The following is a 21,063-nucleotide window of genomic DNA, read 5'->3' as shown; positions in this document are numbered from 1 at the left end:
ATCACCGGCGACAGGCCGACCCTGGTCTTGATCGTGAAGCTGCCCTTGAGAATGCCGCTGGAATTCAGCAGCGCGTCGTTGATGAAGGTGCCGCCAACCAGCGCGACCTTCGCTTTCGGGAAGTCCCCGACTTGCGCCTTGGCCTTTGCAGCAAAGGCTTGCGGCACTAAGGCCACTATGGCGAGCACGACGGAAAAAACTCCGGCCCTGAGGCCGGATCGGTAAACGTTCATTTCTTGATCTCGCATCAACCCTGAGTAAGGCCGGGCATTGCGCCCGGCCTCGGTGCAAGGCTTTAGAACCGGTAGGCGACCGTGGCCAGCCAGTTGATCGGCAGCTGCGGCAACACCACCGTCGAACCGAACAGATCCGGGAAGTTCGAGCGGAAGTACTTCTCGTCGGTCAGGTTCTTGCCGGTGAGGCCGAACTTCCAGTGCTTGGTTTCGTAATTCATGCCGATGTTGAGCAAGGTGTACGAAGGCAGCTGCACCGCCTGCGAGAAGCCCGAGTACGTCGATGAGGCATGGGTCACGCCGATGGTGCTGGTCAGACCCTTGAGCAGACCGGCGCTGAAGTTGTAGATGAAGTTGACGCTGATCAGGTCATCCGGAATGCCGGCCTTGCGGCCCTTGGTGTTGCCACCGGTGCCGATGGTGGTCAGGCCGTTGATGACGCCGCCGTAGATCAGCGACGGATCGACACCCGCCGGCAGATCGCTGCCGCCGGCAAAGCCGAACTGGTTGCCGTTCTGCAGCGCCGACAGGTTGTAGACGTCGAGATGCGTGTAGGCGCCGGTGATCGCCAGGTTGTTGGTGACCACGCCGCGGAACTCGAACTCGTAGCCCTTCGATTCCGTGGTGTTGTTGGTCACCGTGTCCTGCGAGTTCAGATCGGTGCGCTGCTGCTTGAAGTGATCAAAGGACAGGAACAGACGGTCCTTCAGGTAGCTGCCCTTGACGCCGATCTCCGTCAGCGAGGACTTGGCCAGCGCCGAACCGGATTCGACATTGCTCGTATCCACCTGGCCGCCCTGACCGGCGATCAGGGTCGACTGCGAAGCGCGCGTCACGTACGGCGTCAGGCCGACCACCGGCACGTCATAGCTCAGGCTGATCGTCCACGACGGCTTGTTCTCGTTGCCGCTGAACTTGGTGCCGCCGCAAGCCGTGGTGTCGACATCACAGGCAGTCGAATCGACGCTGACCCAATCCCAGCGACCGCCGACCAGCAGGTGCACCGACTTGAAGAAGCTGTAGTCGGCGAGCGCGGCAACGCCGGTATCGAGGTAGTTGCCGATCGTGTGGCTGGACCAGGGCTCGATCTCCGGACCATTACGGGTGCTCAGCGTGCGGCGATCGACCGGCGTGCCCGGCTGGGTGATGTCGCGTCTATCGAAGTATTCGAACGCGAAGTTGTCGCCGTGTTCGAAGTCCTGATAGCGCAGCGAGGCACCGAGCTGGTACGCGGCCTTGATGTAGTCGTTGCCGGCCCAGGTGTACGAGAAGTTCAGCTGATCCTCGATCGCATAGGTATCGGCGAACTGCGAGAAGCCGTAGACGTTCTCGTTGATGTTGTCGAGCGACTCGTAGAAGGTCTTGTTGACGACCTTGAAGTCATCGCTGAAGTCGTGGATGAAGTCGAAGTACAAGGTCACCACCTTGCTTTCGAGACGATCATCTTCCTGGGTCAGCGTCTGGGAGCCCTTGAGCTTGGCGGTGCCCGGATTCTGCAACGCCATGTTCGGATGCAGGGCCAGATCGGCATTCACCGTTTCCGCCGTCTGCGAATTGACGTTGCCGAAGGCCGCATTCGGATTGCTGCTGCCGAAGGGATAGAAGATGGCCAGATTGCCGGCTGCTGACTCCGAAGCCGACAACAGACCGTCGCCATTGGTATCCAGCGACGTCGGGCTGCCGGTGATGTAGGTGCCGTTGCTGATCAGGTCCTGGGTCAGGCGATTCCAGCCGGCCACCTGGTTGCCGCGGTAGTCCTGATACATGCCGCCGAATTCGATGCGCGACTTTTCGGTCAACTGGGCGTCGAGGGCCGCCTGGTAGATGTTCTGGTCAGTGCCGGAATTGTCGTAATACGAACCCGAGCTTTCGCCCTCGGCATACAGGTAATAGCCGAACTTCTGGCCGGCCACGTCGCCGGGGCCGCCGACTTCGCCGTGAATCACGTTCTTCGCGAAGCTGCCGCGCGTCACGCCGACTTCGCCAGCGGTGCGCGAGGCATCGGTCTTGTCCTGGGCGCGCTCGGACTTCGGCACGAAGTTCAGATAGCCGCCGACTTTCGACGGACCGAAGATCGGCGAGGCCGGACCGCGGACGATGTCGATGCGGTCGCTGGCGCCGATCGGCGTCGGGTAGTTGCCCGGGTTGTCGATGCGGCGCACGCCGCGGAAGTAGGTTTCGCCCGGCGTGCCGCGCAGATCGAGCGAGCCGGCCACGCCGAAGAACGACTGGGTGAACGAACCGGGACTCAACACGACGAGGTCGTCGATGTTGTTGATGTTCAGCTTGTCGAGCGTTTCCTTGCTGATCGAGGTGATCGAGCGCGGCGTGTCCTTGATGCTCTTGTCGAAGCCGAAGACCGAATCGACCTTCTCGTTGTTCAGGATATTGACCGCGCGGTTGACGCCGCGAACTTCGACCTGCTTCAGCTGGGTGGCGCCCGATTCGCTCGTCGTGGTCGTTTCCGCAGCCGGTGCCGGAGTTTCCACGGCGGTTTGCGCCATGGCCAGGCCCGCAGCCCCCAGATTGCCGCCCAGCATGATCAGACTCACCGCGCGCAGCCTGCGCGCCGATTTCCTACGCTTCATAAACCTACTCCCCTGGAAGTTAGTGATTGGCGAACAAGTGGTTCACCCAAAGCCCCGATTGCCCTGCCACCACGCGCCCCTCGTGCGTTCGGCAAATTGCATACATTCCAGAAAAACGATTGCAACGAGCATGCCATCGTCGGTGCCATCTGTTCGATCGGACGCCTTTCATCGCGGCCGGCGCCGGTAGCGACTGTTTTGTGTAAGACCGTCGCTTTCACTTGCTGCAGGTGATTTAGCGCACGCAATCAGGCCTTTGGCGGCCTCTCTGCAGGTAAGCTTCAGCGGCAAGACGTCAAGAGAACTGCATACAAAATGATTCAGGATTGTCGACTCAACGATTCAAAAATCATCGGGACTGGCATGAGCCTTGCGCTTCCCAGCCTCATCGAGGATTCATCGGACCGCTTTCCGGTCTGCGCTCGCATGTCGACGACCATGACTAAACCGGAGGTCAGCATTTCGTTCAGGGCCGCCCTGCCGGCAGGCTTGGCCGTGTCTTCCGCCCTGCCCCTCAGTTGCTCCTGGGGATTCTCTTGGCAAGATGGATGCCGGCCGGCGTTCGGCCAGCCATTTCCAGCGGAATGTGCATCATGGCGATAGGTTCAGACACCAGTGTTCGCTTCGCCCTCGATGGCCGTGTGGTCAGTGTCGACGTGGCCGAGCCGACGACGACGTTGCTCGAATACCTGCGCGAGCAGGCGGGCCGCACCGGCACCAAGGAAGGCTGTGCCGAAGGCGACTGCGGGGCCTGCACGGTGGTGCTCGGTGAGCTGAACGGCAGCGGCGGCATCGATTACCGCGCCGTCAATTCCTGCATCCGCTTCCTGGCGACCATCGACGGCAAGGAACTGGTCACCGTCGAGAGTCTTCAACAGGGCGCCACGCTGCACCCGGTGCAGCAGGCGATGGTCGATTGCCACGGCTCGCAGTGCGGCTTCTGCACGCCGGGCTTCGTGATGTCGCTGTTCGCGCTCTATCAACAGCAGGCGCAGCACCCCAAGGAGCACCAATTTGGGGACCAGACCGCATCGGCGCGCACCGAAGTGGTCGATGCGCTGTCCGGCAATCTCTGCCGCTGCACCGGCTACCGGCCGATCATCGACGCCGGCTGCCGCATGAGCGCCTACCCGACGCCGGCGCGCTGGAGCCGCGAGGATGCTCAGGCATCGAGCCGCGTCACCACCCTGGCCAGCCTGCAACGCGAGACTGCCTTGACCCTGCCCGGCTTCCAGGCACCACGAACGCTGGCCGCCTTCGCGGCGGCTTACCAGGCAGCGCCGGACTCGCTGATCCTCGCCGGCGGCACCGACATCGGCCTCTGGGTGACCAAGCATCTGCGTGCGCTGCCGCCGATTCTGTATATCGGCGAAGTCGCCGAGTTGCAGCAGCTTGCCGTCAGTGACGACAGCATCGAGATCGGCGCCGCTGTCTCGCTGACCGCCGCCTGGGCGGCGATCGTCGAGCAGATTCCGCAGCTGGCCGAACTGGCGCGGCGCTTCGCCTCGCCGCCGGTGCGCAACTCCGGCACTTTGTGCGGCAACCTCGCCAACGGCTCGCCGATCGGCGATGCAATGCCGGCGCTGATCGTGCTCGGTGCCGATATCGAATTGCGCCGCGGCGATGCCGTGCGCTGGCTGCCGCTGGAGAAGTTCTATCTCGGCTATCAGAAGAAGGACTTGCAGCCGGGCGAATTCCTCACCTCCGTACGCATCCCGAAGCTGGCACCGGGCCTGATCTTCGAAAGCTACAAGCTGTCGAAGCGCATCGACCAGGACATCTCGGCGGTCTGCGCGGCGTTCGCGATCACGCTGGCTGGCGACACCATCAGCAGCGCCCGCATCGCTTTCGGCGGCATGGCGGCAACACCGGTGCGGGCGCCGGCCACCGAAGCCGCGCTGATCGGCCGGCCGTTCACCGCGGCAACGATCGCTACCGCCGCCGCGAAGCTCGCCGACGACTACACGCCGCTCAGCGACATGCGCGCCAGCAGCGGCTATCGCCTGCAGACGGCGATGAATCTGCTGCAGCGCTTCCATCTCCAGCATTCAGGCAGCGGCACCTTGCTGCGTACCGACGAGGCGCAGGCCGCCGAGGCAGCCCTATGAAAGCCGACCCTATCGGCTTCGATGCAAGCGCCGTCGGCCAATCCCTGCGGCACGAAAGCGCGCATCTGCACGTCAGCGGTCAGGCGCTTTATGCCGATGACATCGGCCTGCCGGCGAACACGCTGCACGCCGCGTTCGGCGCCAGCCGCATCGCCCACGGTCGCATCGTCAAGCTGGACCTGCGCCGAGTACTTTCGGCGCCGGGCGTCGTTGCCGTCGCCCTGCCCGGTGATATTCCCGGACACAACAACTACGGCGGCATCGTCCACGACGATCCGATCTTTGCCGAAGGCCTCGTGCAGCACGTTGGCCAGCCGCTGTTCGCGGTTGCCGCCACCAGCTATCGCGCGGCGCGCAAGGCGGCCTTGCTGGCGGACATCGAATACGAAGAGCTGCCGGCGATTCTCGACATCCGCAGCGCGCTGGCCGCGCAGAGCTATGTGATCCCGAGTCAGCGGCTGGTCTGCGGTGAGCCGGCAGAGAAACTTGCGCAGTCACCGCTGCGGCTCAAGGGTTCGGTGACCATCGGCGGTCAGGACCACTTCTATCTCGAAGGCCAGATCGCCATCGCGCTGCCGCAGGAAGACGGCGCGATGCTGATTCATTGCTCCACCCAGCATCCGACCGAAATCCAGCACCTCGTCGCACTTGCGCTGGGGCGTCACTCCTACGACGTGACCGTGCAATGTCGGCGCATGGGCGGCGGCTTCGGCGGCAAGGAAAGCCAGCCGGCGCTGCTCGCGGCAGCGGCGGCCATCCTTGCGGTCAAGACCGGCCGGCCGGTGAAGCTGCGGCTCGATCGCGACGCCGACATGATCATCACCGGCAAGCGCCATGACTTCGTGGCCGACTACGACGTCGGCTATGACGGCAGCGGCCGGATCCTGGCGCTGGCGGTGATGCTGGCTTCGCGCTGCGGCTATTCGGCCGATCTGTCCGGCCCGGTCAACGACCGTGCGATCTGCCATCTCGACAACGCCTACTTCATCGAACATTTCGAGGTGCTGTCGCATCGCTGCAAGACCCACACGGTGTCCAACACCGCGTTCCGCGGCTTCGGCGGCCCGCAGGGCATGATGGTGATCGAAGCCATCATCGACGACATCGCCCGCAGCCTGCGGCTCGATCCACTCGATGTCCGCCGCCTGAATTTCTACGGCATCGGCGAGCGTGATTTCACCCCCTACGGCCAGCAGGTCGAAGACAATGTGCTGCCGCCGATCGCCGATCAGCTGGAAACCAGCAGCGACTACCGCGCCCGACGCCTGGCGATTGCCGAATGGAATGCCGCGAACGCCATCATCAAGCGTGGCATCGCGCTGACGCCGGTGAAGTTCGGTATCTCCTTCAACGCGACGATCTTCAATCAGGCCGGCGCGCTGCTGCATGTCTATCGCGACGGCAGCGTGCTGCTGAACCATGGCGGCACCGAGATGGGTCAGGGCCTGTTCACCAAGATCGCGCAGATCGTCGCCGTCGAGTTCGGCCTGCCGCTGGCCGCGATCCGCGTCTCGGCGACCGATACCAGCAAGGTGCCGAATACCTCGGCGACGGCCGCATCCAGCGGCTCCGATCTCAATGGCAAGGCCGCGCAAGCCGCCGCGCAGACGATCCGCGAACGGCTGGTGGCGCTGGCGTGTGCCGAGTACACGGTGACGCCGGAGCAAGTGCGCTTTGCCGACGGCGAGGTGCAGATCGGCGACCAGCGCCTGAACTTCGCCGAACTGGTCGAAAAGGCTTATCTCGCGCGTATCTCGCTGTCCGCCACCGGCTATTACAAGACGCCGAAGATCTACTGGGACAAGAACCTGCTGCGCGGCCGGCCGTTCTTCTATTTCTCCTATGGCGCGGCGGTTGCCGAAGTCGCCGTCGACACGCTGACCGGCGAAACCTCGCTGCTCCGGGTCGACATCCTGCATGACGTCGGCACGTCGCTGAACCCGGCGATCGACATCGGCCAGATCGAAGGCGGCTTCCTGCAAGGGGCCGGCTGGCTGACCAGCGAAGAGCTGAGCTGGAACGCGAAAGGCGAGCTGAAGACGCATGCGCCCTCGACCTACAAGATCCCCACCGCACGCGACTGGCCGGCGCAGTTCAAGGTGGCGCTGCTCGAACAGGAGCCGAATCGCGAAGACACGATCCATCGCTCGAAAGCTGTCGGCGAACCGCCGTTCATGCTGGCGATCTCGGTGCTGCATGCGATCCGTGATGCCTGTGCGGCTTGTGGCCCGGTCGGGGCTCTACCCGATCTTCCTTCGCCTGCGACGCCGGAAGCGGTGCTGCGCGCGATTGCCGGTGTGTCCGGTGGTCATTCGTGAGCGCCGCGATGCAGGTGCAGCCGCTATCGACAGCCAGTACTGGCCGCTGGCTCGCGCCGCTGAACCACTGGCCAGGCGCCGTGCTTGCCGCCTTGCAGCGAGAGACCGCCGTCGTCCGCGTGCTGGTGGCCAGCGTGCGTGGCTCGGCGCCGCGTGAAGCCGGCGCCTGCATGCTGGTCGGCCGCGACGGACTCCGCGGCACGATCGGTGGCGGCTATCTGGAATGGGAAGCACAGCGGGCCGCGCTGGCACTGCTGACTTCTGTCGATGCGCCAGCGGTACAGGTTCGCAAGCTGATTCTTGGCGCGGAGCTGGGGCAGTGCTGTGGCGGTGTGGTCGAGCTTTGGTTGGAGCGGTTTACGGCGGCGGATGAAGCTGTGTTGCGGCAAGCGGCTGCGCTGGATTGCTGCTGGCGATCGAGCGTGAAGCCGGATGGAGAAATCGAACGTGAAGTAATCGGCTATCCCCTCTCCCCCCGGGGCCAGAGGTATACCTCTGGCGGCAGGGGCGAGGGACGCTCTCAGCCAAAATCGTTGAACTCTGAAATGGGGCGCAGTCCCTCGTCCCCAGCCCTTCTCCCGGAGGGACAAGGGAGCAAAGCGGTGCGACTGACTAAGAGCGATGACAGCAGCTGCACCCTGCTCGAAGACCTCGGCACCGGCGCCCTGCCCGTCTACCTCTACGGCGCCGGTCATGTCGGCCAGGCGCTGGTGCCGGTGCTGGCCGGGCTGCCTTATGCGGTGCGCTGGATCGATACACGGGCCGAGCTGTTGCCCGCCGATGTGCCCGACAACGTCACGCCGCTATGCACCGCGTTCCCGCTGCAGACCTTGCGCGAAGCCGCACCCGGCACCCACTACATCGTCATGACTCACGACCACGCGCTGGACTACGCGCTGTGCCGGGCGATCCTCGAACGGGGCGATGCTGCCTTCGTCGGCGTCATCGGCTCGCACAGCAAGGGCGCGCGCTTCCGCTCGCGGTTGGCGCGTGATGGTCTGAGTGCTGCGCAGATCGCGCCGCTGGTCTGTCCAATCGGCATTGAAGGCATTCCGTCGAAGCTGCCGGCGGCGATTGCCGTCGGCATCGCTGCGCAGTTGCTGCAACTGGCCGCGGCGAGCCGCGCCGAGCTGCAAGTGCCGCAGCCGGGAACCACCGCGGAGACCTGCTCCGCCGATGACTGCAAAGTCTGTCCGCAAGCCGAGCGAACGGCCAGGCATCTTCTCAAGGACTCGTCTTATCGATGACTAAAGACGTCGCCCTGCCGCCGCGCCTGCAGTTGCGCGGCATCACCAAGCGCTATCCCACCGTGGTCGCCAACGACCGCATCGATCTGACCGTCGGCGTCGGCGAGATTCACGCGCTGCTCGGCGAGAACGGTGCTGGCAAGAGCACCTTGATGAAGATCGTCTACGGCGTCACCCGGCCGGACGAAGGCCTCATCGTCTGGGAAGGCAAGGCGGTTGCCATCGCCAGCCCGGCGGAAGCCCGGAAGCTCGGCATCGGCATGGTCTTCCAGCACTTCTCGCTGTTCGAAACCTTGACCGTCGCCGAGAACATCGCCTTGGCGATGGACGAGAAGATCAAGCCTGCACTGCTGGCGCCGCGCATCCGTGAAGTGTCGGAAAAATACGGCCTGCCGGTCGATCCCGATCGTCTGATCCACAGCATGTCGGTCGGCGAGCGGCAGCGGGTCGAGATCGTCCGCTGCCTGCTGCAGTCACCGCGCCTGCTGATCATGGATGAGCCGACTTCGGTGCTGACGCCGCAAGCGGTGCTGAAGCTGTTCGAGACCTTGCGGCGCCTGGCCAGCGAAGGCGTCAGCATTCTCTACATCAGCCACAAGCTCGACGAGATCCGCGCGCTCTGCGATACCGCCACGGTGCTCCGAGGCGGCCGGCTCAGCGGCACCGCAGTGCCGCGCGATGAGTCGAATGCCAGCCTGGCGCGGCTGATGGTCGGCAGCGATCTGACCGCCTGCCAGTTGCTGCCGCGCGAGCCGGGCGAGATCGAGCTGGAGCTGACCAATCTGAGCCTGACGACGCGCGATCCTTTCGGCACCCGGCTCAAGGATCTCAATCTGCGCATTCGCGCAGGCGAGATCGTCGGCATCGCCGGTGTCTCCGGCAACGGCCAGAAGGAACTGCTGGCGGCGCTGTCCGGCGAAACCCTAGTCGGCGAAATCAATCGTAGCCACGCCGGCATGATCCGCATCTGCGGCCAGCCGGCGGGTTTGCTGAATCCGGCGCAGCGGCGCGGACTCGGGCTGGGCTTCGTCCCCGAAGAACGCCTGGGCCGCGGTGCGGTTCCGGCGATGACGCTTGCCGAGAACGCGCTGCTGACCGCTGCCAGCGGTGGCAGCAGCACCGGCATGGTCCGCCACGGGATGGTGCAGCAGCAGGCTGCGCGCGCGTTCGCCAAGGCGACCATCGAGCAGTTCAAGGTCAAGTGCGGCGGTGAGGCCTCGGTCGCCAGCAGCTTGTCCGGCGGCAATCTGCAGAAATTCATCGTCGGCCGCGAGACGCGGCTCAAGCCAAAAGTGATGGTTGTCGCCCAGCCCACCTGGGGCGTCGATGTCGGCGCCGCGCTGCTGATCCGCCAGGCCTTGATCGATCTGCGCGACCAGGGCGTGGCGTTGCTGGTGATCTCCGAAGAACTCGATGAGCTGTTCATGATCTGCGACCGCATTGCCGTCATCAATCAGGGCCGGCTGTCGCCGACCTTGCCGTCTGCCGAGCTGAGCATCGAGCAGATCGGCGTGTTGATGTCGGCCAGTCATGCCGACGAAAGCAGGCACGCGGAGCATGCCGATGTCGCTGCCTGAACGGCTGCTGCAAAGCCTCTGGCCGTTCCGCCTGGAGAAGCGGACCGAGCCGTCGTCGGTGATGCGGCTGGCCTCGCCGCTGATCGCCGCGACGGCGATGGCGCTGACTGGCCTGGTCGTGTTCCTGATCCTGGGCAAGGATCCGATGACCGCGTGCCAGGTGTTCTTCCTGAAGCCGCTGTCGACGACCTATGACCTCGGCGAACTGGCCTTGAAGGCCACACCCTTGATGCTCTGCGCGCTGGGCCTAGCGCTGGGCTTTCGCGCCAACGTCTGGAACATCGGCGCCGAAGGCCAGCTGACCCTGGGTGCGATTGCCGGCAGCGGCATCGCCTTGTTCTGGGGCGAAGCCTTGGGTGCATTCGCCTTGCCGGTGATGATGGTCGCCGGGGCGCTGGGCGGCATGGCCTGGGCGGCGATTCCAGCGTTCCTGCGCACCCGCTTCCACACCAATGAAATCCTGGTCAGCCTGATGCTGGTCTACATCGCCCAGCAGCTGCTCGGTTACCTCGTGCACGGGCCCTGGCGCGATCCGGACGGCAACAATTTTCCGCAGTCGAAAGTGTTCGTCGAAAACGCGGTGCTGCCGATGCTGGTCGAAGGTACCCGCGTGACGGCGGCGTTCATCGTCGGCCTGCTGCTGGCAGTCGCGTCCTGGGTGTTCTCGACCCGGAGCTTCGCCGGCTATCGCATGCTGGTGGCCGGGCTGGCGCCGCAGGCGGCGGCCTACGCCGGCTTCAGCGAGAAGCGCAACATCTGGCTGGCGCTGCTGATCGGCGGCGGCATGGCCGGCCTCGCCGGCATCAGCGAAGTGGCCGGACCGATCGGCCTGCTGCAACCGGTGGTCTCGCCGGGCTATGGCTTCGCGGCGATCATCGTCGCCTTCGTCGGCCGCCTGCATCCCTTCGGCATCGTGCTGGCCTCGCTGCTGATGTCGCTGCTCTATCTCGGCGGCGAAGCGGCGCAGATCGATCTGCAACTGCCGTCGTCGATCACCGGCCTGTTCCAGGGCAGCCTGCTGTTCTACCTGCTGGCGGCTGATCTGTTCATCACGTTCCGGCTGCGGCGCATCCGTCGCGAGTCGCGTGCGGTTGCGGGTGTGGCGTCATGAACTTCGAGCATCTGATTCCGATCTTCGTCAGCACCGTGGTCGCGGCCACGCCGCTGATCTATGCCGCACTCGGCGAACTGGTGACCGAGCGCGCCGGCGTGCTGAACCTTGGCGTCGAAGGGATGATGCTGGTCGGTGCAGTCGCCGCATTTGCGGCCGGCATTGCTACCGGCAGCCTGGTGCTGGCCTTCCTCGCCGGCATGCTCGCAGCAACGGCCGTCTCGCTGCTGTTCGCGTTCCTGACCCTGAGCCTGCAGACCAATCAGGTGGCGACCGGGCTGGCGCTGACCCTGTTCGGCGTCGGCCTGTCGGCATTTATCGGCCGGGGCTACGCCGGCATGCCGATCGAGCGAGTGCCGCGGCTCGACATCCCAGGCATCAGCGATCTGCCGGTGATCGGCCCGCTGCTGCTCAACTATGACGCGCTGGTCTATCTGTCGATCGCGTTGTACTTCGCCCTGTCCTGGTTCTTGAACCACAGCCGAGCCGGCCTGCGGCTGCGCGCCACCGGCGAATCGCCGACCGTTGCCCATGCCATCGGCGAGCCGGTGATCGTGATCCGCTATCTGGCGGTGATGTTTGGCGGCGCGATGTCCGGCATCGCTGGCGCTTATCTGTCGACGGCGCTGACACCGATGTGGGTTGAAGGCATGAGCGCCGGCCGGGGCTGGATCGCGCTGGCGCTGGTCGTGTTCGCCACCTGGAAGCCGTTGCGGGTGATGCTCGGCGCCTATCTGTTCGGCGGCGTGACGGTGATGCAGCTCTACGCGCAGGGCTTCGGTGTCGACGTGCCCAGCGAGTTCCTGAGCATGCTTCCGTACGCGGCAACGATCGTCGTGCTGGTGATCATCTGCCGCGATCCGAAGACCATCCTGCTGAACCAGCCGGCCTCGCTGGGCAAGAGTTTTCATCCCGATGCTTGAGTCCGCCATGATCAATTGGGGTATCGACTGGCTGAGCCTGCTCGGCCGCTGGCTGCATCTGATCACCGGCATCGCCTGGATCGGTGCTTCGTTCTACTTCGTCTGGCTGGATAACCATCTGCTCGCGCCGACGCGCAAGGAACTGAGCGAGGCCGGCGTCAGCGGCGAGCTGTGGGCAGTGCACGGCGGCGGCTTCTACAACCCGCAGAAGTACCGCGTCGCCCCCGCAACCTTGCCGCCGCATCTGCACTGGTTCTACTGGGAGGCGTACAGCACTTTCCTGTCCGGCTTCTTCCTGCTCTGCCTGCTGTACTACGCACAGGCCGAGATCTATCTGATCGACCCGGCGGTAATGGCGCTGAGCAAGCCGTTGGCGATCGCGATCGGCCTCGGCTTTCTGATCGTCGGCTGGCTGGTCTATGACGGGCTGTGCCGTTCGCCGCTGGCGCGCAATGAGCGAGCGCTGGCAGCCGTGATCGCGCTGCTGCTTTGCGTCGAAGCCTGGGCGCTATGTCATCTGTTCAGCGGCCGCGGTGCCTACATCGAGTTCGGCGCCACGCTGGGCACGATCATGGTCGCCAATGTCTTCTTCGTGATCATTCCCGGCCAGCGTCAACTGGTGGAAGCGAAGAAACAGGGCCGCGAGCCGGACCCGATCCACGGCATCCGCGGCAAGCAGCGTTCGGTGCACAACACCTACTTCACCTTGCCGGTGCTGTTGGTGATGATCTCGAACCATTACGCGATGACTTATGGCGCCAGCTACAACTGGCTGGTGCTGATCGCGATGAGCGCCGCCGGTGCGGCGATCCGCGCCTGGTTCGTGGCCCGCCACAAGGCCCATGAACGTGGCGGCAAGACTTCACCGACGAGCTTGATCATCGGCCTGCTACTGCTCGCCGCAGTTGCCTTGGCGCTGACGCCACGCAGAGCCGAGCCGACACCGACCAGCCTCGCCCCAGCCGCCGAGTTCGCCGCCGTGCAGACGATCGTCACCCAGCGCTGTGCCGGTTGCCATGCCGCCGCGCCGACTCAGCCGGGCTTTGCGGTAGCACCGAAAGGCGTGCTGCTCGACAGCCCCGAACACATCCTTGCGCAGACCACCCCAATGCAGCAGCAGATCGCGAGCCACGCGATGCCGATCGGCAATCTGACCGGCATGACCGACGCCGAACGCACCACCGTACTGACCTGGATCGAGCATGGCGCTCCGCACTGATCATGCTTCGCAAGGAACGGTCGCCCATCGCGGCCGGCTGCTGCGTTTCAGCGGCGATCCGGGCACGCAGGACGATGCGTCCGCTTACGAATATCTGGACGACGGCCTGCTGCTGATCGCCGATGGCAAGGTCGCCGCCGTCGGTCCAGCCACCGAGTTGCTGAACGGTGTCGCTGCCGGTGTGCCGCTGATCGAGCATCGCGATGCGCTGCTGCTGCCCGGCTTCATCGACAGCCACATCCACTATCCGCAGACCGACATGATCGCCTCGGGCGGCACCGATCTGCTCGACTGGCTGACGCATTACACCTTCCCCGAAGAACGCCGCTTCGCTGATGCCGTGGCGGCGCGCGAAGTCGCCGAGTTCTTCCTCGACGAGCTGATGCGCAACGGCACCACCACGGCGCAGGTGCTCGGCAGCGTCCATCGCGCCTCGGCGGAAGCGATCTTCGCCGCCGCCGAAGCACGCGGACTACGGCTGATCGCCGGCAAATGCCTGATGGATCGCAACTGCCCGGACGATTTGCGCGATACCGCGATCGACGGCGAGCGCGATACCCGTGCCCTGATCGAACACTGGCATGGCCGCGAGCGGCTGCATTACGCGATCACCGTGCGCTTCGCGCCGACTTCGACCGACGCCCAACTGCAAAGCGCCGGCCGGATGGCGCGCGACTATCCGGACAGCTTCATCCACAGCCATCTGGCCGAGAACCTCGGCGAAGTCGCCTGGGTGCGCGAGCTGTTTCCGAAGTCGCGCAGCTATCTCGATGTCTACGAGCATTACGGCCTGCTGCGCGAGCGCGCCATCTATGCGCACTGCATCCATCTCGACACCACCGACCGCGAACGCATGGCCGCCACCGGCGCGAGTTGCGCGTTCTCGCCGACCTCGAACCTCTACCTCGGCAGCGGCCTGTTCGATCTCGCCGCCTGCGATGCCGCCGGCATGGGCTATGCGCTGGCCACCGACGTCGGCGGTGGCAGCAGCTTCAGCATGCTGAAAACCATGAGCGAGGCCTACAAGGTCGCGCAGCTGCAGGGCCAGCGTCTGACGCCGCTGCGGGCTTTCTATCTGGCGACGCTTGCCGGTGCCCGCATCCTCGGATTGGCCGATCGCATCGGCACGCTGGCTGTCGGCAGCGAAGCGGATTTCATCGTCCTCGATCTGAAAGCGACGCCGCTGCTGGAAAGACGCATCGCGCGTTGCCAGAGTCTTTCCGAGGAATTGCTGGTGCTGATGACTCTGGCGCCGGACCGCGCGATCCGTGAAACCCATGTCCTCGGTCGGCCAATGATGGCTGCGAGTGGTCCGTCTTTTGCCATCTGATATTGACGACAATTCAATGTCATTTTCGTGTACAAAAGCAGTGCTCGTTTGCGATTGTGAATCACGCTGAAACAGTCCGGAAACTGCCGAACGACATGCCCGCCAAATCAGCCCTATCAACCGACACGCCGTCAAAGATCAAGCCTGCACGCAAGGCGACGACCGTCGTCCCAGCCGAACCCGGCGCGGCCGTCGGCTCCGGCATCGAGAAGGCTTACGAGCGCATCTGGGGCGCGATCATGGATCACTCGCTGCCGCCCGGCACGCGGCTGATCGAGGACAAGCTCTGCGAGATCTTCGGCATCGGCCGCACTCGCATCCGCCAGGTGCTGCAGCGGCTGGCGCATGAGCAGGTGGTGACCCTGATGCCGAACCGCGGTGCCATCGTTTCCCAGCCGACCGTGCAGGAAGCGCGGGACATCTTCGAAGCCCGTGGCGTGCTCGAAGCCGGCATCGTCGCCCGCTTCATCCAGCGCGCCACCCGCGCCGACGTCCGCCGCATCCGCGAGCATCTGGCGCGGGAGAAGCTGGCCTGGCGCGACAACGATCGCCGCACGATGCTGAAGCTGTCCGGCGACTTCCATCTGATCATCGCCGAGATCGCCGGCAATGCAACGATGACCCGCCTGCTGCGCGAGCTGGTGTCGCGCTCGTCACTGATCATCGCCGTCTACCAGCAGCCCGGCGCTACATCCTGTCCGCCGGACGAGCATCAGGCGCTGTGCACCGCGCTGGAACGCGGCGACACGGCAGCCGTCGAGCTGATGCAGGCGCATCTGCGCCATGTGCTCGAAGACCTGAATCTGGTCGAGCACCGCGATGACGGCATCGACCTGAAGGCCGTGTTCGCCGATGTCGCCTGAAATCAAACCCTACGATCGCGACCTGATCGGCTACGGCCGGCGGCTACCGCATCCGCGCTGGCCGGGCGGCGCAAGAGTGGCGCTGCAGTTCGTGCTCAATCACGAAGAGGGCGCCGAGAACAACGTGCTGCACGGCGATGCCGGCTCGGAAACCTTCCTGTCCGAGATCATCGGCGCCGCCTCGTTTCCGATGCGCCACATGAGCATGGAATCGATCTACGAGTACGGCTCGCGCGCCGGCCTGTGGCGGGTGCTGCGCGCCTTCGAGTCGCGCAGCCTGCCGCTGACCGTGTTCGGTGTCGCGATGGCTTTGCAGCGGCACCCGGAAGCGCTTTCGGCTTACCGCGAACTCGGCCACGAGATCGCCTGCCACGGCCTGCGCTGGATCAGCTATCAGGGCATCGATGAAGTCACCGAACGCGCGCACATGGCCGAGGCCGTGGCGATCCAGCGCGAGCTGACCGGCGCTGCCCCGCTCGGCTGGTACACGGGCCGCGACAGCCCGAACACGCGGCGCCTGGTGGTCGAACACGGCGGCTTCGTCTACGACGCCGATTCCTATGCCGACGACCTGCCGTACTGGACCGAAGTCGCCGTCGGAGACGGCACTCGCCGGCCGCATCTGGTGGTGCCCTATACGCTCGATACCAACGACATGCGCTTCGCAGCACCGCAGGGCTTCAACTCCGGCAGCCAGTTCTTCGACTACCTGAAGGACGCTTTCGACGTGCTCTATCGCGAAGGCGATCCGGCCGGGCTCGACGCACCGAAGATGCTGTCGATCGGCCTGCATGCGCGGCTGATCGGCCGGCCGGCGCGGATCGCCGCACTGGAACGTTTTCTCGACTACGTGCTGAGTCACGACAAGGTCTGGATCACCCGGCGCATCGACATTGCCCGGCACTGGATCGCGACGCATCCCTACGAGCCCCAGCCATGATCGCGCTCGCTGAACTGAATACGGCGAGCGCCGAAGCGTTCGTCGCCGCCCTCGCCGGCATCTTCGAGCACTCGCCCTGGGTCGCCGAAGCGGTGCTGCCGCTGCGGCCGTTCGGTTCGCGGCTGCAGCTGCATGACGCGATGTGCGCAGCCGTCGATGCCGCCGGCATCGACGCGCAGCTGAAGCTGATTCGCGCCCATCCCGAACTGGCTGGCCGCGCCGCGGTACGGAAGGAGCTGACCGCCGAATCGACACGCGAGCAGCAGGGCGCCGGGCTCGATGCCTGCACACCTGGCGAGTTCGCGACGCTGCAAACCTTGAACGACGCTTACAACAGCAAGTTCGGCTTTCCGTTCGTGCTCGCCGTGCGCGGCCACAATCGCAGTTCGGTGATCGCCGCGTTCATGCAGCGCCTCGATCACGACCTCGACACCGAGCGCAGGACAGCACTGCAGCAGATCGATCGCATCGCCGGCTTCCGGCTTTACGACAGTGTGTCCTCGGCGGCCGGCAGCGAAATCCTGGCGATGCTCGATCGCCTCGCCGAGTACAGCGAACAGGCCGATGGCCTGACCTGTTCCTATCTGAGTCCGGCCCATCGCCAGACTGCCGCGCTGATCCGCGACTGGATGCTGGCCGCCGGCTTGAGCGTTGAGATCGACGCCGTCGGCAATGTCGTCGGCCGCTTGTACAGCGAGCAGCCGGACGCGAAGACGCTGCTGACCGGCTCGCATTACGACACCGTCGTCGATGGCGGCAAGTACGACGGCCGGCTCGGCATCGTCCTGGCTATCCTGGTCGCACTCGACCTGCGCCAGCGCGGCCTGAAGCTGCCCTACGCGCTGGAGATCATCGCCTTCAGCGAAGAAGAAGGCGTGCGCTACAAGTCGACCTTCCTCGGCAGCGGCGCGGTGGTCGGCCAGTTCGATCCTGCTTTGCTCGATGCTGTCGATGGCAACGGCATCACCATGCGCGCGGCGATGCTGGAGGCCGGCTTCGATCCCGAGCAGATCCCGGCCATCGCACGCGATCCGGCCAGCCTGCTCGGCTATGTCGAAGTCCACATCGAGCAAGGCCCGGTGCTGCTCGATGAAGACCAGCCGCTGGGCGTGGTTACCTCGATCGCCGGCAGTCATCGCTACACCGGCAGCATCACGGGTCTCGCTGGCCATTCCGGCACCGTGCCGATGCATCTGCGCCACGATGCTGCGGCAGCGGCGGCGGAACTGATTCTTTACGTCGAGCGGCGCTGCGGCGGTGTGCCCGGCCTGGTCGGCACGGTGGGCAAACTGGAAGTGCCGGGTGGCGCGATCAACGTCATTCCCGGCCGCTGCAGCTTCAGCCTCGACATCCGCGCCGCCGACGATCTGCTGCGCGATGCGGCGGTCGTTGATGTGCTCGCGGAAATCGATGCGATTGCCGAACGGCGCAAGGTCGACATCGTGCTGACCCAGGTTCTTGCCGCCGCCTGCGCACCTTGCGCGACCCGCCTGCAGGCGCAGTGGGCGGCGAGCATCCGCCGCGTCACCGGCAATCCGGCACCGCGCCATCTGCCCAGCGGTGCCGGCCACGATGCGATGAAGATGGCCGCGATCACCGACATCGGCATGTTGTTCGTCCGCTGCGGCAACGGCGGCATCAGCCACAACCCGGCGGAAACCATGAGCGCCGACGATGCCGATGTCGCCGCGCGCGTATTCACCGACTTTCTCTTGAGCTATCCCGCGACATGACCGATTCGTTCCACGACGCCATCGCCTGCGAAGTCGATGCCGATTTCGCCGCGGCCTGCGCCTTCCTCGCCGAACTGGTCAAGGTGCCGACCGACAATCCGCCTGGCGACTGCGCGGCCCACGGCGCCAAGGCCAAGAGCCTGCTCGAAGGGCTGGGGCTGGAAGTCGAAGCCCATCCTGTGCCGGAAGACGAAGCGCGAGCCGTCGGCATGATCTCGGCAACCAATCTGATCGTCCGCCAGCGCTTCGGCAGCGGCGCTGGGCCGACGATCGCGCTCAACGCGCATGGCGATGTGGTGCCGCCGGGCCAGGGCTGGACGCAGGACCCTTACGGCGCGGTGGTGATCGACGATCCGGTGCATGGCGCCGAGATGGTCGGCCGTGGCGTGGCGGTCAGCAAGTCCGATTTCGCGACCTACACGTTCGCGTTGCTGGCGCTGCGCAAGCTTGCAGCAGCCGGATTGAAGCTCGATGGCAACATCGAACTGCACTTCACCTACGACGAAGAAGTCGGCGGTGACATCGGCCCGCGCTGGCTGCTGGAACAGGGTTTGAGCAAGCCGGATTACGCGCTCAGCGCCGGCTTCTCCTACGCGGTGACCACCGCGCACAACGGCTGCCTGCATCTGGAAGTGACGGTGCGCGGCAAGCAGGGCCATGCGGCGATGCCGGAATCCGGCGTCGATGCATTGGCGGCCGCGACGACCATTCTCAGCGCGCTCTATGCGTCACGCGCCGAGCTGGCCAAGCGCTCGTCGAGCACCTACGGCATCAACAGCCCGACCTTGAACGTCGGCCTGATCGAAGGCGGCATCAACACCAATGTGGTGCCGGACCGGGTCAGCTTCCGCATCGACCGGCGAATGATTCCGGAAGAGATTCCTGCGCAGGCCGAAGCCGAACTGCGGGCGCTGATCGAAACCACCGCAGCCAGCCTGCCCGGCATCAGGATCGAGATTCGCCGCGTGCTGCTGGCGCTGCCGCTGGTCAAGCTGCCGGGTGCCGAGCGCCTGACCGAATCGCTGCAGAAGCACGGCGAGCACTACTTCGGCACCGCCATCGCCGAACACGGCGTGCCGCTGTACACCGATGCCCGCCACTACACGGCCGCCGGCATTCCCACCGTGCTCTACGGCGCCGGCCCGCGCACCCTGGGCGAAGCCAATGGTCATGCGGCGGACGAGAAGCTGCGGCTGAACGATCTGCGCCGCGCGACGGCGACGGTGGCCAGCATGTTGGCGGAATTGCTGGTGATCGAACCCTAGTTGTGCTCGCCACCCCAGGGCCCGGGCCGGTCTCGCGCATCGGCAGGCCAATCCGCCGGCGAGTGGTGAACGCTCCCTGAGCTGCACACGTCCGCCCCGGCACATCCATCTGGATCAGCCTCTCAGCTCGCCGGCATTGCCGGGCGAAACGATGTCGTTTCAGACCTCGGACCTGCGATCGTCCCTACCTGCTTTCAGCACACTGTTGCCGGGTAAACCATGCATTGGCGCGATCGAGCATGACCGAAGCCATTTGCCCGCGCAGCAGTTCGGCCCGGTCAGCGGGTGCCAAGGCTTCGATCACCTGGCGCATGGACGGATCATCGAACTGACCACCCGATTCAGCCGGCGTCGGGTCCGGCGCCCAACAGCTGTAGTAGCTCAGCGCGCATGCGGTCTGGCATTGGCTGGCCGGTCCCTTGGCATAGCCACCGCAGCTGCAGTCACAACCGCTGCCATGGAGCGCGGCGTCGTATTCGGCCTTGCTCAGGCAAGCGCTGCGCTTCGGCGGTGGTGGCAGCTTGGCCTTGCCGATTCCGTAGGCGGACTGCTGTGCGGATTGCGAGGCAGCGGCCGCTGGTGCATCCGGTACTGGGGGAATCAGCCCCGGCGCCTCGGCGCGGACAGCCGTCGTGATGGCGGCAAGCATCGCGCAGACGATCATCATCGCTGCAAGGAGGACGGATTTCTTCGCAGCACTTTTCATCGACCGAGTCTCTGAGGCTTGAGCAGGATGGCTCGAATGCAGGGAATGATGGACATTGCGGGTTCCATTGGATCGTCAGGCATCAGCGAGCCGGGCAGCTGTGCCCCTCGCCTTTCATCGCATCCAGCAGCGCGCCGATGTACTGGTCGCGGCCGCCGGCATCCATCTGTTCGATCTGATCGGCCAGTTGTTTGCGCAGGCTGCCTTTCTGCGGCGCTTCGAGGTCGCGCACCACATAGTCGAGATAACAATCGACCTGCTTCTGGCTGATGCCTCCCGGGCCAGAGGCAAGGCAGGCGCGGCGCGGGCCGTAGAGCGCATCGCCGCAAATGGTGGAGACGCTGCCGCGCAAGCTCGGGCAATCGCTCGGGCAGGCATTCAGCTCTTTCAGCACGGCATCATGGCTGCGGCCTTTGCTGACTTCGCGCTGGACTACGCATTGCGCTGCAACTGGCGCGTAGCCGAGACATTGCCCCGAGCACGAATCGCGGCGCGGCGAGTCGAACTCCGCGCAGTCGCAGTTGCATGAGGGGCCTTTTGTCGAGCTTCCCGTCCCAGCCGATGTGCCGGTAGCCGCATTCGCGCCCTCGCCGGCCTGATTGGCCATGGCCCGTAGCTGCTCGCCGGTCATTCCGGCGTAGTACATGGACAGCAGCAAGTCGCTGGAGTAGCTGTCCAGCGGATCGTCCGGCCCATGAAATTTCTCGGTATCGGCGCGCGCCTGCACGAAGTCGCCGGAGACAGTGCCGACGACCCCATGGAGTGCTTCGGTAAACCGCGCCGAATAGCCACCCCGGATGTAGGATTCGGTCGCCTCGACGATATTGATGTTGACCAGTTCGGTGGTCGCCGAAATATGCGGGCTATCGGGCAGCATGGCCGGGTCGTCCCAGCCCACACCG

At 65.1% G+C, this 21,063-nt stretch carries 16 protein-coding genes; 12 read left to right on the top strand and 4 right to left on the bottom strand.

The features are described from left to right. Positions 1-233 (bottom strand): hypothetical protein (locus Q0D45_RS14330; RefSeq protein WP_293393997.1); only part of this gene is annotated, 233 nt, incomplete at its 3' end. 62 nt (positions 234-295) lie between these two features. Beyond that, positions 296-2,821 carry a TonB-dependent receptor plug domain-containing protein gene (locus tag Q0D45_RS14325; protein ID WP_293393995.1) on the bottom strand — a complete coding sequence of 842 codons (2,526 nt, stop codon included), beginning with the start codon at positions 2,819-2,821 and terminating at the stop codon, positions 296-298. A 593-nt stretch (positions 2,822-3,414) separates the two neighbouring features. On the opposite strand from Q0D45_RS14325, the gene xdhA reads away from it, so the two are divergent. From xdhA to Q0D45_RS14265, 12 genes are all read left to right on the top strand, one after another. Next, entirely contained in the window at positions 3,415-4,929 is a 1,515-nt protein-coding gene (gene xdhA / locus Q0D45_RS14320; protein ID WP_293393993.1) for a xanthine dehydrogenase small subunit, read from the top strand. Continuing rightward, the gene (xdhB, locus tag Q0D45_RS14315; protein WP_293393991.1) at positions 4,926-7,247 is read left to right on the top strand and encodes a xanthine dehydrogenase molybdopterin binding subunit; all 2,322 of its coding nucleotides are present in this window, start codon (positions 4,926-4,928) and stop codon (positions 7,245-7,247) included. The genes xdhA and xdhB overlap by 4 nt, the downstream gene beginning before the upstream one ends. Positions 7,248-7,255: 8 nt before the next feature. Further along, positions 7,256-8,494 (top strand): xanthine dehydrogenase accessory protein XdhC, encoded by a 1,239-nt coding sequence (gene xdhC / locus Q0D45_RS14310; protein WP_293393999.1) that lies wholly within the window; start codon positions 7,256-7,258, stop codon positions 8,492-8,494. Further along, positions 8,491-10,071 carry an ABC transporter ATP-binding protein gene (locus Q0D45_RS14305; protein ID WP_293393989.1) on the top strand — a complete coding sequence of 527 codons (1,581 nt, stop codon included), beginning with the start codon at positions 8,491-8,493 and terminating at the stop codon, positions 10,069-10,071. Before xdhC ends, Q0D45_RS14305 begins: the two co-directional genes overlap by 4 nt. Then, entirely contained in the window at positions 10,058-11,182 is a 1,125-nt protein-coding gene (locus tag Q0D45_RS14300; protein WP_293393987.1) for an ABC transporter permease, read from the top strand. The genes Q0D45_RS14305 and Q0D45_RS14300 overlap by 14 nt, the downstream gene beginning before the upstream one ends. Beyond that, positions 11,179-12,105, top strand: coding sequence for an ABC transporter permease (locus Q0D45_RS14295; RefSeq protein WP_293393985.1), 927 nt, complete (start codon positions 11,179-11,181; stop codon positions 12,103-12,105). Before Q0D45_RS14300 ends, Q0D45_RS14295 begins: the two co-directional genes overlap by 4 nt. Before the next feature lie 7 nt (positions 12,106-12,112). Then, the gene (locus tag Q0D45_RS14290) at positions 12,113-13,324 is read left to right on the top strand and encodes a urate hydroxylase PuuD (RefSeq protein ID WP_293393983.1); all 1,212 of its coding nucleotides are present in this window, start codon (positions 12,113-12,115) and stop codon (positions 13,322-13,324) included. Then, the gene (gene guaD / locus Q0D45_RS14285) at positions 13,308-14,654 is read left to right on the top strand and encodes a guanine deaminase (protein ID WP_293393981.1); all 1,347 of its coding nucleotides are present in this window, start codon (positions 13,308-13,310) and stop codon (positions 14,652-14,654) included. The genes Q0D45_RS14290 and guaD overlap by 17 nt, the downstream gene beginning before the upstream one ends. Positions 14,655-14,749: 95 nt before the next feature. After that, positions 14,750-15,517: a GntR family transcriptional regulator gene (locus Q0D45_RS14280; RefSeq protein ID WP_293393979.1), complete on the top strand. Its 768-nt coding sequence runs from the start codon at positions 14,750-14,752 to the stop codon at positions 15,515-15,517. Next, a complete protein-coding gene (puuE, locus tag Q0D45_RS14275) occupies positions 15,507-16,457 on the top strand; it encodes an allantoinase PuuE (RefSeq protein ID WP_293393977.1) in 951 nt (316 codons plus the stop codon). Before Q0D45_RS14280 ends, puuE begins: the two co-directional genes overlap by 11 nt. Further along, complete coding sequence (locus Q0D45_RS14270) at positions 16,454-18,190, top strand: allantoate amidohydrolase (RefSeq protein ID WP_293393975.1); 1,737 nt, start codon at positions 16,454-16,456, stop codon at positions 18,188-18,190. Before puuE ends, Q0D45_RS14270 begins: the two co-directional genes overlap by 4 nt. Then, positions 18,187-19,455 (top strand): M20/M25/M40 family metallo-hydrolase, encoded by a 1,269-nt coding sequence (locus Q0D45_RS14265; RefSeq protein ID WP_293393973.1) that lies wholly within the window; start codon positions 18,187-18,189, stop codon positions 19,453-19,455. Before Q0D45_RS14270 ends, Q0D45_RS14265 begins: the two co-directional genes overlap by 4 nt. A gap of 184 nt (positions 19,456-19,639) precedes the next feature. On the opposite strand, the gene Q0D45_RS14260 is transcribed toward Q0D45_RS14265, so the two are convergent. After that, on the bottom strand, positions 19,640-20,161 hold the full coding sequence (locus Q0D45_RS14260; RefSeq protein WP_293393971.1) for a hypothetical protein: 522 nt from the start codon (positions 20,159-20,161) through the stop codon (positions 19,640-19,642). 82 nt (positions 20,162-20,243) lie between these two features. Further along, the coding region (locus tag Q0D45_RS14255; RefSeq protein ID WP_293393969.1) for a hypothetical protein at positions 20,244-21,063 on the bottom strand (820 nt) is incomplete at its 5' end.

Source organism: Nevskia sp. (assembly GCF_023266035.1).
Lineage (GTDB): Bacteria > Pseudomonadota > Gammaproteobacteria > Nevskiales > Nevskiaceae > Nevskia.
The sequence above is the reverse complement of the archived record's forward strand: the minus strand, read 5'-3'. Positions and strand labels throughout refer to the sequence as shown.

What these genes read in the sequence shown, in the direction of transcription:
- xdhA (WP_293393993.1), top strand. Translation starts at nt 3,415, where the DNA reads ATGGCGATAGGTTCAGACACCAGTGTTCGCTTCGCCCTCGATGGCCGT.
- Q0D45_RS14280 (WP_293393979.1), top strand. Translation starts at nt 14,750, where the DNA reads ATGCCCGCCAAATCAGCCCTATCAACCGACACGCCGTCAAAGATCAAG.
- Q0D45_RS14300 (WP_293393987.1), top strand. Translation starts at nt 10,058, where the DNA reads ATGTCGCTGCCTGAACGGCTGCTGCAAAGCCTCTGGCCGTTCCGCCTG.
- puuE (WP_293393977.1), top strand. Translation starts at nt 15,507, where the DNA reads ATGTCGCCTGAAATCAAACCCTACGATCGCGACCTGATCGGCTACGGC.
- Q0D45_RS14325 (WP_293393995.1), bottom strand. Translation starts at nt 2,821, where the DNA reads ATGAAGCGTAGGAAATCGGCGCGCAGGCTGCGCGCGGTGAGTCTGATC.
- xdhC (WP_293393999.1), top strand. Translation starts at nt 7,256, where the DNA reads ATGCAGGTGCAGCCGCTATCGACAGCCAGTACTGGCCGCTGGCTCGCG.
- Q0D45_RS14305 (WP_293393989.1), top strand. Translation starts at nt 8,491, where the DNA reads ATGACTAAAGACGTCGCCCTGCCGCCGCGCCTGCAGTTGCGCGGCATC.
- Q0D45_RS14295 (WP_293393985.1), top strand. Translation starts at nt 11,179, where the DNA reads ATGAACTTCGAGCATCTGATTCCGATCTTCGTCAGCACCGTGGTCGCG.
- Q0D45_RS14290 (WP_293393983.1), top strand. Translation starts at nt 12,113, where the DNA reads ATGATCAATTGGGGTATCGACTGGCTGAGCCTGCTCGGCCGCTGGCTG.
- Q0D45_RS14265 (WP_293393973.1), top strand. Translation starts at nt 18,187, where the DNA reads ATGACCGATTCGTTCCACGACGCCATCGCCTGCGAAGTCGATGCCGAT.
- Q0D45_RS14260 (WP_293393971.1), bottom strand. Translation starts at nt 20,161, where the DNA reads ATGAAAAGTGCTGCGAAGAAATCCGTCCTCCTTGCAGCGATGATGATC.
- xdhB (WP_293393991.1), top strand. Translation starts at nt 4,926, where the DNA reads ATGAAAGCCGACCCTATCGGCTTCGATGCAAGCGCCGTCGGCCAATCC.
- guaD (WP_293393981.1), top strand. Translation starts at nt 13,308, where the DNA reads ATGGCGCTCCGCACTGATCATGCTTCGCAAGGAACGGTCGCCCATCGC.
- Q0D45_RS14270 (WP_293393975.1), top strand. Translation starts at nt 16,454, where the DNA reads ATGATCGCGCTCGCTGAACTGAATACGGCGAGCGCCGAAGCGTTCGTC.